Origin of the sequence: Paraburkholderia azotifigens (genome assembly GCF_007995085.1) — a bacterium.
Classification (GTDB): Bacteria; Pseudomonadota; Gammaproteobacteria; order Burkholderiales; family Burkholderiaceae; genus Paraburkholderia; species Paraburkholderia azotifigens.
Map to the genome: position 1 here is coordinate 510,523 of NZ_VOQS01000005.1, position 15,492 is coordinate 526,014.

Below are 15,492 nucleotides of genomic sequence, written 5' to 3' on the forward strand. Positions count from 1 at the left end.
GGGCTCCTACCATTTGGGCATATACACGGCCCGTATGGAGGCCATCATGATGCGTCTCGATCCCTGGTGGGTGCTGGCAGGCTGGATCGCGCTGGTCGCAATCAATATCGGACTGGCTGTCGCCGTTTCGTTCAGCGGCGCGCTTTGATCTGTGTGTGCCCCGTAGAATAGGCTGTCGCCCGATTGCAGGGCGCACCACTCTCTACACGGACACAGCAATGAACGAGCGCTCATCGCAAAAGCGATTGCGGCCCCGTAAAACACCGACCCAGTCCCGCTCGGAAGAGACGGTCGCATCGATCGTCGAGGCCGCGGCGCAGATTCTCGAAACAGAAGGTTTCGACGGCTTCAATACGAATGCCGTCGCCGCGCGCGCGGGCGTCAGCATCGGATCGCTCTATCAGTACTTCCCCGGCAAGGACGCGTTGACGGTCGCGCTCATTCGACGCGAAACGCAGCGCTTTCACGAAGACGCGGCCGTTGCGCTCACGCTGCGAAGCGCGAAGGCCGCGCTCGAATACCTGATCGGCGCGGCCGTGCGCCAGCAATTGCAGCGGCCCAGGCTCGCGCGGCTACTCGATATCGAAGAAGGCCGCCCGGCAGTGCGCGGCGAAGTGGCCAAGCCGGAACTGGAACGCATGGCGACCGACATCATCCGGCGCGCGATTCCTCGACACGCGTATCCCGAAGTGGCGGCGGCCGATCTCTTCGCAATGGTCAAAGGCATGGTCGATGCTGCCGGCGAACGGGGGGAGACGGATATCGAGTACCTCGAATATCGCGTCCGTGCCGCTGTTTTCGGCTATCTGTCGAAGACGCGCGCACGCTGAATGTGAGCAGGCGGATTCGATGCAACGGGCGGTAACCGGTCAAACGGGCATACGTGTGCGGGTTTTGCGCGCATCGGCGCACGCGCGCAATGCGAGTTGGCGAATGTGAGCTTCTACTTATATTCTGAAGTCCTCGGGCGAACGTGGCACAGGGCCACCGCCACTGTCAGAGAGACCGATGATGACCGACATTACCCAAAGCATGAAGCTCAATCACCTGAGCTTTCCTTCCGCCGATACGGCCGCGACCGCGCGATTCTTCGAACAGTACCTGGGCTTCACAATCTCGGGCACGTGGGAGCAGTCATACATCTTGAAGCGGCCCGGCTACGACGTGGTGATCGATCACACCAGCGACGACATTCCCGTCTGGCCTGAAAACTTTCATATCGGCTTCGAACTGCCGGGCCTCGACGACCTTCACGCGTTATATGAGCGTTTCAAGGCGGACGGTGTCCAGATGGAAACGGGCGTTTTCAACAACGGACGCGGCTCGCGTTTCTTCTGCCGCGCGCCGGGCGGTGTGATGTTCGAGCTGAATACACGTCGTGACGCCGCGCCGGAGTATCGCGGGACGTTCGACAACTGATTCACATACGGCGCTATTTATTCTGCGACGACATCGAAGTGTCGATGAAGACTGGTTGAAGCGTCGACAGGGACGGTTCTCGCGTTCAGCCGAGATCCAGTTGTTTAGGCAATTCGCCGAGTTGCCGGAAGACGGAAAGCCAGTCTTCGAGATGCCATGTCTTTTCGATCAGGTTGCCGCGCAGCTGATGGAAGGAATGAATGGCGAAACGGACTGGCCTGGAGGTCGCCGCGATGCCCAGCAGCTTGCCTGTCTGCGTGCCCGTCACCTCTGCCCGTACGCCGACGCGGTCGCCGTGTATCAGCAGATCGAGGATGTGGATTTTCATATCGGGCATGGCTGAAGCGATGTTCTCGAACAGTTTGATCATCTGCTCGGGGCCGGGTGCTGCGCCAGCGGGCTCGGGCAGGTATTCCCAGTCGGGCGTGACGACCTGGCGCAGCAGCGCCATGTCTTTCGTCGAAAACGCGAGATAAAACCGCTCGATCGTGTCACGTATCGCGTGTTCGCTGGCGACGGGCATCGGTGCGCTCCGTTAGAGCCTCAAATGGAAGATGTGTGTGACACATGCGTGTCATTCCTTTGTCGTCTTGCGCTCCTGGGGCAGCGGCTGCTGTTCGGCGCCGCGTTGCGCCGGTGCGCGCGTGCAGGCGTCAGGGGGCGTCGGATCAGTGACGTCATTGCAGCAGCAGGCATACACGGGAAAGCCGTACGCATTCGTGCGGACGACGGTCGTTGGCCCGTGCAGCGGACAGATGGCGTTCATGGCGCCTCCCGCAATTCATCGATCGATGCGGTCTATCGTACTCGCGACGAGGAAGTTCGGCATTCGAGCGGCGCATCGCGTGTGCCGATCGATCATGCTCGAAGCAGTCAATCGCGATCTCCATTCAGAATGGCGGACGTTCAGGCGCGTTGCGCACGGCTCATGGCATCCTGAAACGCGAGCGCGGAATCTCCGCGACTGCCGTGATCTCGATCATCAGATCGGGGTGATACAGCCGTTCGATCTGCACGGTCGTCGTAACGGGGTAAGGCGCGCTAAAAAACGCCGCACGTATATCGCCTGTCGCCATGAACGCTTCGATATCGGTCGCGTAGTGCACGAGGGACATCACGTCCGTCATGTTTCCGCCCATCGACGCGAGCACATCGCGGATATTCTCGAGCACTTTGCGCACCTGCGCGCGCATGTCGCCGTGTCCTGTCACGCGTCCATCCGCATCGAGTGAAACCTGGCCCTTCAGATGGACGATCTGCCCGTCACCTTGCACGACGGCCATCGAAAATGCGCCGAATGGCGGCCACACGCCAGCAGGATTAATCGCATTGACCATGGTGTATGCCGTTGGGTGAGTGAGCGGCGCGCGTCGGCGGCCTTCGGCTAGAGTACGGGATAATTCGCGCTCCCCGCAATTCGACAGCCACACGACCGACAATGAAGACTCATCGTATGCTGTGCTTTGGACGTCACGACGATAGCGGCAATGCCGCGCTCGTCGTCGAAGACCCGGCGCTGACTGAACCTGAGCGGCTGATGTTCGCTCGACAGCAAGACGCCAGCGCGACCGTATTCGTCGATGCGAATTCGACAGGCGACACGCAACTCGATTTCTACTACCCGCACGCCCGCAGCCCGCTTTGTCTGCATGCAACGCTTGCAGCGAGCGCGGTTTTCTTCGAGCGCCATCCGGAGACGTTAAAGGTCCGGTTCGTGACGGGCATGCATCGGCAGGTGCTCGAAGTCGAGCGCATCGAAGCACATATTTTCGTCGGCACGAGTGCGCAGCGTTGCCCCGACCTGGCCATCGATATCGCGGAAGTGACCCAGTTGCTTTGCATCGAAGCGCGTGAGCTGAAGGGACTTCCTCGACTCGCATCGGTTGGCAGCGCCAAGCTGCTGGTCGAGGTGGCGGAGCCTTCCGCGCTTGCCGCGTTGAGTCCCGATCTGCCCGGCATCGCCAACTGGAGCCGCAAGCACGGCGTGTCGGGCATGTACGCGTATTGCCGCGTCGGTGACGATGTCTACGCGGGGCGGAACTTCAATCATCTGGAGCCGCGTTTCGAAGATGCCGCGACGGGCGTGGCGGCCGGCGCGCTCGCCTTGTCGCTGGAGCGGAGCATCACGCTGCTGCAAGGCGATGCACTCGGCCAGCCATGCACGCTGCTGGCGCGATACACGAACGGCGCCGTGCAAGTCGGCGGACGGGCCGTCAGGCGCGAACCTTCTTAGCGCCGGCTCGCCGCCGCCGACAACTTCAGCCGCTTACGCTGCAAAAACCGCCGCACAGCCGGATCGCGTTCGAGACCGATCGCGAGATCGTACGCACTGAGTGCGTCCGCCGTTGCACCCGTACGCGCGAGCAGGTTGGCGCGCGCCGCCCAGTACGGCTGGTAATCGGCGAGCCGCGGATCGTCCGCATACGGCGCGAGCGCATCGAGCGCCGCTTGCGGGCCGTCGCGCTCGGCGAGCGCGAGCGCGCGGTTCACGGCAACCACAGGCGACGCCGCGATCGCGAGCAGCGCATCGTAGAGTTGCACGACCTCATCCCAGTTCGGACGACGGGTACGGCAGCGATGCACATGTGCCGACTGCAGCGCCGCTTCGAGCTGAAACCGTCCGATCGCATTGAACGCGTTCGCGTGTCGCAGCAACGTGTCGGCGGCGTCGATCATCGGCGCATTCCATGTCGCGGGATCCTGGGCCGACAGCGGCACATAGTCGCCCGCTGCATCGCGCCGCGCGTCGCAACGCGCTTGCGCATAGAGCATCAGCGCGAGCAGGCCGAGCGCTTCGGGTTCGTCGGGCAGCAGTTCGACGAGCAGATGCGCAAGAAACAGCGCTTCGTCCGTCAGATCGCGCCGCTCCGTATCGCCGCCCACGGGGTCGGTCCAGCCTTCGGCATACGCCGCATAGACGGCTTCGAGCACGGCGGCGAGCCGGTCGGGCCATTCCTCGCGCTCGGGCACGCTGAACGGAATGCCTGCTTCGCGAATCTTGCTCTTGGCCCGCACGAGGCGCTTGCTCATCGCGGCGGGCGACATCAGGAAGGCCGACGCAATCGTCTTCGCTTCGAGCCCCAGCACCGCCTGCAGCATCAGCGGCGTGCGGATCGCGGCATCGAGGGCAGGGTGCGTGCACGCGAACAGCAGCGCCAGCCGCCCGTCGGGCAATGCGCCCGCTTCGTGCTCGTCGATCTCGTCGGTGAGAATCGCGAGCTGGTTTGCGACATCGTCGCCGATGCGCCGATGGCGCGCACCGTCGATCGCCCGGCGGCGCGCCACCGTCATCAGCCACGCTTCGGGATTCGCCGGGCAGCCGCGTTCAGGCCAGTTGGCGAGCGCGGCTGCGAACGCGTCGGCCAGCGCGTCCTCGGCTGCGGCGATATCGCGCGTGCGCATCGCCAGCAGCGCGACGAGCTTGCCGTAGCTGCGGCGGGCGACCGCCTCGGCGATCGCCCGCGCGGCGCGGTCAAGGTCGCGCCCGCCGCCGCCGGACGGGTTCATGCACCGGATGGCGCGTCGTAAGGAGCGGTCCAGACGGGACGCACTTCCATCGCGCCATGCGCCGCGCCGGGACAGCGCGACGCCCACGCGATCGCCGCATCCAGGTTCGGCACGTCGATCAGGTAGTAGCCGGCGAGCTGCTCCTTCGAATCGGAGAATGGTCCGTCGAGCACCTGCGGTTTGGTGTCCACGAGGCGCACCGTGGTCGCCGAGTTCGACTGTTGCAGCCGGTTCGCGCCGACCAGCGCGCCCGCCTTCTTCAGCGATTCGGTGTACGCCTGATACGCCGCGACGCCTTGCTGCCGCTCGCTATCCGTCATCTGGCTCCAGCGGGTTTCTTCCGAATAGATCATCAACAGATATTGCATATGAGCCTCCGTCATGGGGTTGAGGCGGGCAAATTGCATCGGCCCGTCATCACAATGACGCGCGGGCCGCATGCTGACGGACAGGCAGCGTCGAAAAAAGTGCGGACGGCGCGCGGCCCGAGCGCTCAGGCCTTGCGCACCAGCACCACGGCGTACTTGCAGGTCCGCGCGCTTTCGTTCTTGAAGATGCAGTCGTTCGGCGGCCCGAGTTCGAGGCAGTCGCCTGCGCCCAGCTCATGCCGTTCGCCGCCTTCGATGAACACCAGCTCGCCGTCCAGCACCCAGATCAATTGCTGCGAGTGCAGATACGCCGATGCCGGCATCGGAATTTCCGTCGACGGCGGCAAATCGACTTCGACCAGATTCAGCGGCGACGCCGATTTCGGCGACACGTGACGCCGCACGTAGCCGCTTTGCGGATCGACCCATAACGGCTGATCGGCGAGCCGCAGCAGGCGCCCGTCTTCCAGCTCCGCGAGCGCGAGCAGCGCCGACATGCTCATGCCGAACGCGCCCGCGAGCTTGGCCAGCAAGGACGCGGTCGGGCTGCTTTCGCCGCGCTCGACCTTGTGCACCATCGCCCGCGACACGCCGGATTTTTCTGCGAGACTGGTCAGCGACCAGCCACGGCTCTCCCGTTCGGCGCGAATGCGGGTGCCGATGCGCAGATCTACGTTGTCTACTATATTGTCCATTGGTTATACTATAGTGGACGAATGAAGCGCTATCAAGGAGTCATCAAATGCAAATTCGCGATGCAGGTCCGGAGCACATCGAAGGTATCACGGCCATCTATAACGACGCCGTCGCGCACACGACCGCGATCTGGAACGACCAGACCGTCGATCACGCGAATCGCACCGCGTGGCTGTCCGACCGGCGCAAGGCCGGCTATCCCGTGCTCGTCGCCGTCGATGAACAGGACGCCGTGCTCGGCTATGCGTCGTTCGGCGACTGGCGCGCGTTCGATGGCTATCGTCACACGGTCGAGCATTCGGTGTACGTGCGCGGCGATCAGCGCGGCAAGGGCCTCGGGCGAATGCTGATGCAGGCGCTGATCGTGCGGGCGCAGTCGATCGGCAAACACGTGATGGTGGCGGGCATCGAAGCGAACAACGCGGATTCGATCCGGTTGCACGAGAAGCTCGGCTTCGAGCACGTCGGTCATCTGAAGGAAGTGGGCATGAAGTTCGGCGCGTGGCTCGATCTGGCCTTCTTGCAATTGAAGCTCGATAACCGCCCGTCGCCCGATTCGCCCAACGCGTGACGAGGCCGCCGCGGCCATCGCGCCGCGGCGTCTACGCTCCCGTGCGCAACGCTTCCACCACGACCGACAACGCTTTCGAATACTCGCGCCGGCTGGGATAGAAGATGTGCAAGCCGGGAAACGTGGGAAACCATTCTTCCATCACCCATTGAAGACGCCCGGCCGCGACATGCGGCTGCGCGAGGTCTTCTGGCACGAAGGCGAGCCCTGCGCCGTCGATAGCCGCATTGAGCATCTGATATGCGCCGTTGAAGGTGAACTGTCCGTCCACGCGCACCTGCATTTGCCGCTTGCCCTTGCGCAATTCCCACGCATACAGACCGCCGCGCGTCGGCAGGCGCAACGTAATGCAGTGGTGATTCAGCAAGTCCTTCGGCTGTTTCGGCGCCGTGTGTTTTTTCAGGTACGCAGGCGAGCCGACGATCGCGAGGCGCGCGTCCGGGCCGATACGCACCGCGATCATGTCTTTCGCCAGCTGATCGCCCCAGCGCACGCCGATGTCGTAGCGCTGCGCCACGATGTCCGTCAGCCCGTAATCGACCGCGAACTCCACGTTGATGTCGGGATAATTCGTGAGGACTTTGGCGAGGCGAGGCCACAGCACGGTGTCGACGGCGAAATCGGTCGCGGTGATGCGTATCGTGCCGAAGCTGCCCTGCGAAAATCGGCGGCCGATGGAAGGAGGCTAGGCGAGAGTCAGGGTCTCGACATGGAAGCGCTCGTGCGCCACCGGCGAGCTTTCCGCTGCAATGTCTTCGACCATGCGGGTGAGGCGCGCCCTGTCGGCATGATAGAGCTCAGGGTTCATGCGGCTCGCGAGCTGCATCCACACGAACAGTGCTTCATTGGCGGCTGCCGTGAAGAACACGCGTTCCTTCTCTTCCTGCCGCGAGCGCTTTTTACGGGCGGCTTTCACGTGAGCGGCAATCCGCTTTTCCATCATCAGCGTCAGCGATTCATAGTCAATGCAGTCTGCGTTCATAGCCGCTTTCGTCCCCGATCTTGCAATTGCTGCAATGATAGGGTCGAAAAACGTCATGGCTTGACAGTGCGTCTCAGTTTTGGCGAACACGCAGCCGAACCGAACGTTGCGCTCAGTGCCGACGAAAAAGCTCTTTGGTGACTGAGGGCTGCGGCGAGGCTGTCGTTTCCGTTTGCGCGCGAGGCTGTGCCTGCGGCGTGATGGCGGCTGGCGGCGCGTCCAGCACGCTCGCCACGGTTTCTCGTTGAATGGCTGGCGCTGCTGCCGCCCTTGCCGAAGGCCGCGGAGTCGGCGGCTCGTGGATGACGCGTTCTTCCGGCCGCGTGCTCAAGCCTGGCGACGAAGCCAACGATGTGCCCGCCGTTGCCGGGCCAGTGCGATGTTCCTTGGGCGCCTTAGGTTCAGGCGATGCCGCGCGTGGGCGCGTTTCGGTTTTGCTCGCGACATCCTGGGTACTTTTCGGCGCCTGCCGGACCAACGTCGGCGTTGGCGTTGCCTCGACGCGCTTCGCTGCCGCCTTTGCGGCTGGCGGCGGCGGTGCTTCGGCGGAAGGTCTCGCGGGCGCGGGCGGCTTGCTGCTGACAACAGTCACGCGGGGGGCGCTCGCCGCGCGATCTGCTTTGCTGTCGATCGCCGCGACGTTGCTGGCCGCGGTCGGAACGGCTGGCGGTTCGGCACGACTGCGAGGCGCATCAGCTATCTCAATGGTGGGTAGCGCCGGCGACGGCAGACGATGTTGCGCGGCAGGACGCGGCTCTTCGTGCCTCGTGAAGCGGTGCAGCTGGCTCTGCGCGGCTTCACGTTCAGTCAGCGTCGCGTACGTGCCGAACGCAATCACAAAGCCGAACAGGACGACCGCCACGCCTGCGCTCAGGCTCCAGTCCGGCGCGCCCGTTTCGTTGACATGCGTGATCTGTCGGGGTTTGGACCGCACGCGCACGATGACGAGGGGACGCGTGACGTCACTCGCGTGTTTCGAGGTCTTTTTTCTGGGCGCAGGGGGCGCAGCGGGCGCGGCGGCAGACGACGCGCGTTCGTCGAGCGGCGGCGCGGAATCGCCTTCGGTGGGCTGGGCGTCTTGCGCTTCGCTGCACGGCTCGCGCGACGTCGCAAGACGTTTGCGAATGATGCCCATATTCGGTCTCCCCCTACCGCCGGCAAGTAGACACGTTGCGTTCTTTTCCCTGGGCCGTCAGCAGCACGGCATCGTCTGGCGCATTGCAGCACGCCGCCGCTTCTGCGGGCTATGTGCGGCGGCGCGCTCAGACGCATTCTTCGGCATGACGGCAGGTTCGTATGTGGGTCGGGGCACAAAGATCGTCTTCGGCGTGAGCGCGCACCGTCAGTAAAAAGCGCTTGCATTCCGAATATTGTTCAACAATAGTTTTCACATTGTTCAACAATTACCCCACGCACCCGACGAGCGAGTCCCTCATGAAAGCCAGCATTTCTCCGAAGTCGGCCCTCAGGGGCCTGTCGCACACGATGAAGATCGCCGCTGCGCTCCTGCCGCTGCTTGCGGCATCGCACGCGGTGCCTGCAACTGCCGCCGGGACGGTCGCGCCCGAGCGTCTGCAGGTCGGCGCCGACCTGACGTATCCGCCTTACGACTTCCTCGACAACGGCACGCCCGCCGGTTTCGATCCCGCCTTCATGGGCAAGCTCGCGGCGCATCTGAAGCTCAAGCCGTCGTTCGTCGACACGCGCTTCGCAAACCTGATCCTCGGCGTCAACGCGAACCGCTTCGACGTGATTGCGTCCGCGCTGTACGTGACGCCCGAGCGCGCGAAGCAGATCGACTTCCTGCCGTACCTGAAAACGGGCGGCTCGCTGCTCGCGCTGAGCGGCTCGGGTTTCGCGCCGAAGACGCCGGAAGATCTGTGCGGCAAGCGGGTGAGTTCGATCAAGGGCGCGTCGTGGATCCCGAAGCTCAACGACGTGTCGAGCAAGGTGTGTGCACCCGCCGGGCGCGGCGCGATCGACGTACGCGAGTTCGAGACCTCGCCGGAAGCGGCGCAGGCCGTTCTGTCGCATGCCGTCGATGCACAGTTCGAAGACTCCGCCGTCGCGCAGATGACGGCGAACCGGCTTGGCGGACGCGTGGCGATCACGTCGACGGCGCCGCTTTATCCCGTGGTGATCGGCCTTGGCGTGAAGAAGGGCAACGACGCATTGCTGTCGCAACTGAAGACGGCGCTCGCATCGATGAAGTCCTCGGGCGAATACGGCGCGCTGCTCAAGCAGTACAACGTCGCGGAACCCACGGTGAGTGACGTCGCGCTCGCGCTCGGCAGCGCCCAGAAATAGCATCGCGAGGCCGTGACGGCGAAAGAAGGGGAAGCGCATGTTGTTCGATTGGCATTACGCGGCGTCGTTGCTCGGCGACGCCGCATTCTGGAAAGCCGCGTGGCTCGTCGTCGAACTGAGCGTGGCGACGTGGGTGACCGGCATCGTCGCCGGGTTCATGCTGGCGCTCGGCAAGCAGTCGGCGTTCATGCCGCTGCGCGCCGCGTGCGGCGCGTATATCTGGCTGTTTCGCAGCTTGCCGCTGCTGGTGCTGCTGATCTTCGTCTACAACCTCCCGCAAGTATTGCCGTGGTCGGGCGGCGTGCTGTCCGACCCGTTCTGGGCCGGTCTGATTGCGCTGTCGATCAGCGAGACCGCGTATATCGCGGAGATTCATCGCGGCGGGCTGCTTGCGCTCAACAAGGGACAGCTCGAAGCGGCGCGCGCGCTCGGCATCGGCTTCGTCGGGCTGCAACGTCTGATCGTATTGCCGCAGGCATTTCGCGTCGCGCTGCCTTCGTTGATCAACGAGTACATCACGATCGTCAAGCTGACCTCGCTGGTATCGGTGATCTCTCTCGCTGAAATCCTGCTGGTGGGCGAGCGGCTCTACACGCAGAACTTCAAGGTGCTCGAAACGATGCTCGCCGTGTCGTTCTATTACGTGCTGATCGTCACCGTGTTCGGTCATCTGCTGAAGATGCTCGAAAAGCGTCTCGACGTGACGCGCCGCAAGCACGCCGTGATGATCGACGTGGCCGTGCCGCCAGCGCAGGCATCGGCGGCCGTAGCGCGGGCTCGCCCGAAAGGCGCTGAACGTGCGCTCGAAGCCGTCGGCATTCACAAGCGCTATGGGCAGCACGAAGTGCTGAAGGGGATCGATCTGAGCGTGCAGGCGGGAGAAGTCGTGTCGATCATTGGACCGTCGGGCTCCGGCAAGACCTCGCTGATCCGCACGCTGAACGGCCTCGAGACGCTCGACGACGGCGAAGTGCGCCTGCATGGCCGCGCGTTCCTGCAAGCCGCGCATCGCGGCAAGACGCCGCGCGGCGAATACATGCGCGGGATCCTGGACATCGGCATGGTGTTCCAGAATTTCAATCTGTTTCCGCACAAGACGGTGCTGCAGAACGTCACGCTTGCACCTCGTTATCACGGCCGCTTATCGGGCAGTGCATCGGGCAGTACTTCGGGCAGTACATCGGGCAGTACATCGGGCAGTACTTCGGGCAGTACATCGGGCAGTACATCGGGCAGTGCATCGGATGGCGAGGGCATGCAACTGCTCGCGAAGGTCGGCATGGCGGCGCATGCGCACAAGTACCCGCATCAGCTGTCGGGCGGGCAGCAGCAGCGCGTGGCGATTGCGCGTGCGCTCGCGATGCAGCCTTCCATCGTGTTGTTCGACGAGCCGACCTCCGCGCTCGATCCCGAACTCGTGCAGGAAGTGCTGAAAGTGATCGAGCAGCTCGCACGCGACGGCATGACGATGATCATCGTCACGCACGAGATCAAGTTCGCGTTCCGCATCTCGGACCGCGTCGTGTTCATGGAAGCGGGTAGGATACTCAGCGATGGTCCTCCCGTCGAACTGGCGAAGCAGAAGACTTCGCGCATCGCCAGTTTTCTGAAAGACGTTCACATCGCCTGAGCCGACGAATGACAACAACACGTACGACCGAGACACGCACGCCTGCCGCATCCGTCGCCGAGACCGACCAGTCCGTGACCGACCGCATCCTGTCGACGATCCGCGATGAGATCATCGAAGGCCGGCTGCTGCCCGGCACGGCGCTCGTCGAAAACGATCTGACGCAGCTGCACAACGTGTCGCGCAACACGCTGCGCGAAGCATTGCGGCTGCTGTGCCGCGAAGGTCTCGCCGTGCATTACCGGCATCGCGGCGTCGTCGTGCGCACGCTCACGCGGCAAGACGTGCGCGACATCTACCGCGTGCGGCGCACGCTCGAACTGCAGGCGCTGTCGCGCGAAGCGCCCATCGAACCAGACGATCTCGCGTTGATGCGCGATGCGATCCGCTGTGCGCAGGAAGCCGCCGAGCGCGAAGACTGGCGCTCGGTCGGCACGTATAGCCTGGTGTTTCACCGGCATATCGTGCGCCTGCTGCAAAGCGCATTGTTCGATGCGTTCTTCACGACGATTCTCGCGCAGCTGCGGCTCGTGTTCGCGTCCGCACCCGACGAAAAGCGTTTCCAGAAGCCGTGGGTCGCAAAAGACCAGCGCATTTTCGCGCTGATCGAGCGCGGCAGTCTGGACAAGGCGCAGGCGGCGCTGGCCGATTATCTGGCGGAGTCCGAGCACGCGATGCTCGACTATCTGTGACACCTCTATCGCATCAAAGGAGCGATCTCTCATGCTGAATTACCCGGCCGCTTATCAATCGACTCAAGGTTCGGCGCTCGACGTCGACAAGGCCTTCTACGGACGCATCGCGGCGGACCACGATGGCCGCGAACTGATCGAGTCGATCGTGATTCCGATCCGTTCGGGCCAGGCGTGGACGGTGCCGGCGGGACATGTGTTCCGTATCGTGACGATCGAAGGGCCGCAGGTGGCGGATCTGAACATGTGGAACCTGCACAACCCGCGCGAGCGGATGTGGGCGTCGCGCACGCGTCAGCTGCAGGCCGCGCACGTCAGCACGTTCGACCGTCTCTGGTCGACGCTGCCGTTTCTGCGGCCGATGGTGACGATCACCGACGACAGCCTCGCGAATTACGGCATCGACGAACACGGCGGACGCGTGCACGATCTGCTCGGCACGCGCTGCGATCCGTACGTCAACCGGATGCTGACGGGCGAGGACTTTCACTTCCATTGCCATTCGAACCTCACGCGCGCGGTCGCACCATACGGACTGACCGAGTACGACGTGCATGACGTGCTCAACGTCTTTCAATGCACCGGCCTGAATTTCGACGACAAGTACTTCATGAAGGCGTGCCCGGCGAAGAAGGGCGATTACCTGGAGTTCTTTGCGGAGATCGATCTGCTGTGCGCATTGTCGACCTGTCCTGGCGGCGATCTGTCGTTGCCGATGTGGGGGCCGGACGCGCGCGATCCGCTCGAAGTGTGCCGCCCGCTCGGCGTGGAAATCTATCGGCTCGCGCCGCGCCTGCTCGAAGGGTGGTCGACGCCGCCCGTCGCCGCCTACAAGGGGCAGCATGGACTGGCGATCACGCAGCCCGATTGGCAGCGTGCCGGCTGAACACGTTCGGCACAATCCGATACGCGCAAGCTCGGGGCCGCGTATCGCCGCGAACCCCAGCCGCGCCTGAAAGGATCGCAAGGCACACCGGATGCTTGCCTCGTCTGCGTGATATTCAGGGAGCGCATGATGAGCACGGTGCACAAGAAGACAGACGCGTATCAGCACGCAAGCGGAGGATGGGGTTCGGTCAAGGCCGTCGCGGGCGCGCTGGTGCACGAGGGGGCGCCCGTCACTACGAGCCGCGTGCTGGTGCATCAGAACAAGACTGACGGTTTCATGTGCGTCAGCTGTTCGTGGGCCAAGCCGGCGCATTCGCATCCGTTCGAGTTCTGCGAGAGCGGCGCGAAAGCGACCGCGTGGGATATGACTTCGCGCCGCGTCGATCCCGCGTTTTTCGCCGCGCACACGTTGAGCGAACTCGAAACGTGGCACGACCACGATCTCGAAGAAGCGGGCCGCCTCTGCGCGCCGATGCGCTGGGACGCCGCCACGGACAAATACGTCGAAACCACCTGGGAACATGCGTTCGGCGAGATCGGCCGCGAACTGCGCATGCTCGATCCCGATTCGGTCGTGTTCTACACATCGGGGCGGGCGTCGCTGGAAACGTCGTACATGTACCAGCTTTTCGCACGCATGTACGGCACCAACAATCTGCCCGACAGCTCGAACATGTGCCACGAGAGCACGAGTGTCGGGCTGACGGAGGCGATCGGCGTGGGCGTCGGCACGATCACGCTCGACGATTTCAGACATACCGATCTGATGTTCTTCTTCGGGCACAACGTCGGCACCAACAGTCCGCGCATGCTGCACGATTTGCAGGCGGCGCGCGAGCGCGGCGTCCCCATCATCACGTTCAATCCGATACGCGAGCCGGGGCTCGTGAGCTTCGTCAATCCGCAGTCGCCGCTGCAAATGGTCACACCGGGCGCGACGCAGATCAGCACGCAGTATCACCAGGTGAGGGCGGGCGGCGACTCCGCGGCGATCGCGGGCATCTGCAAGGCGGTGATCGAAGCCGACGACCAGGCAAAGGCGGAGGGGCGCGAACGGATCGTCGATGTCGCCTTTATCGACGAGCACACGGCGGGCTTCGACGCATTCGCCGACTACGTCCGCACGACCGGCTGGGAAGAGATCGAACAGATGAGCGGCCTGCCGCGCACCGCGCTGATCGAGGCCGCCGACGAGTACATGCGCGCCAAAGCCGTGATCGCCCATTACGGCATGGGTCTCACGCAGCACCGGATGGGGGTGCAGAACGTGCGCATGATCGTGAACCTGCTGCTTCTGCGCGGCAACATCGGCAAGCCTGGCGCAGGTCCGTCGCCGATCCGCGGGCATTCAAACGTGCAGGGCCAGCGCACCGTCGGCATCACCGAAAAGCCGAAGCTCGTGCCGCTCGACAAACTGGCCGGGCAATACCGCTTCGAGCCGCCGCGCGAAGCAGGCATGTCGACCGTCGATGCGTGCCAGGGCGTGATCGAAGGGCGCGTGCGTGCCGTCATGCAGCTGGGCGGCAACCTCGTACGCTCGGTGCCGGACCGTTACGCCATCGAGCCCGCGTGGCGCAAGCTGCGTCTGACCGTGAACGTGGCGACCAAGCTCAACCGGAGCCATCTCGTGCATGGCGAGGTGTCGTATCTGCTGCCGTGCCTGAGCCGCATCGAGATCGACGTGCGCGCCGGCAAGCCGCAAGCCGTTGCGATGGAAGACAGCACGGGCTGCATGCACGGCTCGCGCGGCGTCGCGTTGCCTGCCAGCGACCGGCTGTTGTCCGAGCCGGCGATCGTCGCGGGCATCGCGATGGCGACGCTCGATCAGTCTTGCGTCGACTGGCAGGCGTGGAGCAACGACTACGCGCTGGTGCGCGACGCGATCGCCGAGACGTATCCCGACATCTTTCACGACTTCAACGCGCGCCTGTGGACGCCGGGCGGTTTTCATCGTCCGCTCGCCGCGCGCGAGCGGAAATGGAAAACGCAGAGCGGCAAAGCGGAGTTCGGTGTGCCCGAGACCCTGAACGAAGACCCCGACATGCGGGAGCGCAGCGCCGCCGATCTGCGCCTGTTCACACTGCGCAGCGACAGCCAGTTCAACACGACGATCTATCGGCTGGACGACCGGTTTCGCGGCATCAGCGGCACGCGGATGGTGGTGTTGATGAATCCCGTGGACATCGCCCGTCATGGGCTCGATCCGGGCATGTCGGTCTCGCTCGAAGCCGTTTCGCCGGATGGCGTGAGGCGGCGGGTGGACGGCTTCACGGTGGTCAGTTTCGATCTGCCCGTGGGCTGCGCGGCGGGCTACTACCCGGAATGCAACCCGCTGATTCCGCTCTCGCATCATGCGAAAGAGAGCAAGGTGCCCGCGGCGAAATCCGTTCCGGTGCGAGTGGTTCGCGAGCGGGAGGATCAGCGGGGTTGAG

At 63.9% G+C, this 15,492-nt stretch carries 17 protein-coding genes and 1 pseudogene; 9 read left to right on the top strand and 9 right to left on the bottom strand.

Annotated elements, in window-relative coordinates:
* Nucleotides 1-218 precede the first annotated feature (218 nt).
* Entirely contained in the window at nucleotides 219-830 is a 612-nt protein-coding gene (locus FRZ40_RS34135; RefSeq protein WP_147237139.1) for a TetR/AcrR family transcriptional regulator, read from the top strand.
* Between the two features lie 181 nt (nucleotides 831-1,011).
* Complete coding sequence (locus FRZ40_RS34140) at nucleotides 1,012-1,419, top strand: VOC family protein (protein ID WP_193567079.1); 408 nt, start codon at nucleotides 1,012-1,014, stop codon at nucleotides 1,417-1,419.
* Between the two features lie 85 nt (nucleotides 1,420-1,504).
* On the opposite strand, the gene FRZ40_RS34145 is transcribed toward FRZ40_RS34140, so the two are convergent.
* The 3 genes from FRZ40_RS34145 to FRZ40_RS34155 all read right to left on the bottom strand — a co-directional run bounded on the left by FRZ40_RS34145 (nucleotide 1,505) and on the right by FRZ40_RS34155 (nucleotide 2,756).
* Nucleotides 1,505-1,942: an ester cyclase gene (locus FRZ40_RS34145; RefSeq protein ID WP_147237140.1), complete on the bottom strand. Its 438-nt coding sequence runs from the start codon at nucleotides 1,940-1,942 to the stop codon at nucleotides 1,505-1,507.
* A 51-nt stretch (nucleotides 1,943-1,993) separates the two neighbouring features.
* Complete coding sequence (locus FRZ40_RS34150) at nucleotides 1,994-2,185, bottom strand: hypothetical protein (protein ID WP_028364415.1); 192 nt, start codon at nucleotides 2,183-2,185, stop codon at nucleotides 1,994-1,996.
* A 160-nt stretch (nucleotides 2,186-2,345) separates the two neighbouring features.
* Nucleotides 2,346-2,756 (bottom strand): RidA family protein, encoded by a 411-nt coding sequence (locus FRZ40_RS34155; protein ID WP_147237141.1) that lies wholly within the window; start codon nucleotides 2,754-2,756, stop codon nucleotides 2,346-2,348.
* Between the two features lie 101 nt (nucleotides 2,757-2,857).
* Here FRZ40_RS34155 and FRZ40_RS34160 point away from each other — a divergent pair, with 101 nt between their 5' ends.
* Complete coding sequence (locus FRZ40_RS34160) at nucleotides 2,858-3,652, top strand: PhzF family phenazine biosynthesis protein (RefSeq protein WP_147237142.1); 795 nt, start codon at nucleotides 2,858-2,860, stop codon at nucleotides 3,650-3,652.
* Here the strand turns inward: FRZ40_RS34160 and FRZ40_RS34165 are convergent.
* From FRZ40_RS34165 to FRZ40_RS34175, 3 genes are all read right to left on the bottom strand, one after another.
* A complete protein-coding gene (locus FRZ40_RS34165) occupies nucleotides 3,649-4,926 on the bottom strand; it encodes an RNA polymerase sigma factor (RefSeq protein WP_147237143.1) in 1,278 nt (425 codons plus the stop codon). The two genes, FRZ40_RS34160 and FRZ40_RS34165, sit on opposite strands and share 4 nt — an antisense overlap.
* Nucleotides 4,923-5,294: a YciI family protein gene (locus tag FRZ40_RS34170; RefSeq protein WP_035541086.1), complete on the bottom strand. Its 372-nt coding sequence runs from the start codon at nucleotides 5,292-5,294 to the stop codon at nucleotides 4,923-4,925. The genes FRZ40_RS34165 and FRZ40_RS34170 overlap by 4 nt, the downstream gene beginning before the upstream one ends.
* Nucleotides 5,295-5,419: 125 nt before the next feature.
* Entirely contained in the window at nucleotides 5,420-5,989 is a 570-nt protein-coding gene (locus FRZ40_RS34175) for a helix-turn-helix domain-containing protein (protein WP_147237144.1), read from the bottom strand.
* A gap of 47 nt (nucleotides 5,990-6,036) precedes the next feature.
* On the opposite strand from FRZ40_RS34175, the gene FRZ40_RS34180 reads away from it, so the two are divergent.
* The gene (locus FRZ40_RS34180) at nucleotides 6,037-6,561 is read left to right on the top strand and encodes a GNAT family N-acetyltransferase (RefSeq protein ID WP_028364420.1); all 525 of its coding nucleotides are present in this window, start codon (nucleotides 6,037-6,039) and stop codon (nucleotides 6,559-6,561) included.
* A gap of 31 nt (nucleotides 6,562-6,592) precedes the next feature.
* On the opposite strand, the pseudogene FRZ40_RS34185 reads toward FRZ40_RS34180, so the two are convergent.
* From FRZ40_RS34185 to FRZ40_RS34195, 3 genes and pseudogenes are all read right to left on the bottom strand, one after another.
* Nucleotides 6,593-7,207: pseudogene (locus FRZ40_RS34185) on the bottom strand (LysR substrate-binding domain-containing protein); the annotation flags it as partial.
* Nucleotides 7,208-7,246: 39 nt separating this feature from the next.
* Nucleotides 7,247-7,600: a hypothetical protein gene (locus tag FRZ40_RS34190; protein ID WP_240057422.1), complete on the bottom strand. Its 354-nt coding sequence runs from the start codon at nucleotides 7,598-7,600 to the stop codon at nucleotides 7,247-7,249.
* Nucleotides 7,601-7,655: 55 nt separating this feature from the next.
* Nucleotides 7,656-8,405, bottom strand: a complete 750-nt coding sequence (locus tag FRZ40_RS34195; protein WP_240057423.1) for a hypothetical protein — start codon at nucleotides 8,403-8,405, stop codon at nucleotides 7,656-7,658.
* Nucleotides 8,406-8,977: 572 nt separating this feature from the next.
* Here FRZ40_RS34195 and FRZ40_RS34200 point away from each other — a divergent pair.
* From FRZ40_RS34200 to FRZ40_RS34220, 5 genes are all read left to right on the top strand, one after another.
* Nucleotides 8,978-9,850: an ABC transporter substrate-binding protein gene (locus tag FRZ40_RS34200; RefSeq protein ID WP_147237146.1), complete on the top strand. Its 873-nt coding sequence runs from the start codon at nucleotides 8,978-8,980 to the stop codon at nucleotides 9,848-9,850.
* A gap of 37 nt (nucleotides 9,851-9,887) precedes the next feature.
* A complete protein-coding gene (locus FRZ40_RS45865; protein WP_147237147.1) occupies nucleotides 9,888-11,480 on the top strand; it encodes an amino acid ABC transporter permease/ATP-binding protein in 1,593 nt (530 codons plus the stop codon).
* 8 nt (nucleotides 11,481-11,488) lie between these two features.
* Nucleotides 11,489-12,172: a GntR family transcriptional regulator gene (locus tag FRZ40_RS34210; RefSeq protein ID WP_205019827.1), complete on the top strand. Its 684-nt coding sequence runs from the start codon at nucleotides 11,489-11,491 to the stop codon at nucleotides 12,170-12,172.
* A 31-nt stretch (nucleotides 12,173-12,203) separates the two neighbouring features.
* Complete coding sequence (locus FRZ40_RS34215; RefSeq protein ID WP_147237148.1) at nucleotides 12,204-13,058, top strand: urea carboxylase-associated family protein; 855 nt, start codon at nucleotides 12,204-12,206, stop codon at nucleotides 13,056-13,058.
* 129 nt (nucleotides 13,059-13,187) lie between these two features.
* On the top strand, nucleotides 13,188-15,491 hold the full coding sequence (locus tag FRZ40_RS34220; protein ID WP_147238494.1) for an FdhF/YdeP family oxidoreductase: 2,304 nt from the start codon (nucleotides 13,188-13,190) through the stop codon (nucleotides 15,489-15,491).
* The last annotated feature ends 1 nt before the right edge of the window (nucleotide 15,492 follow it).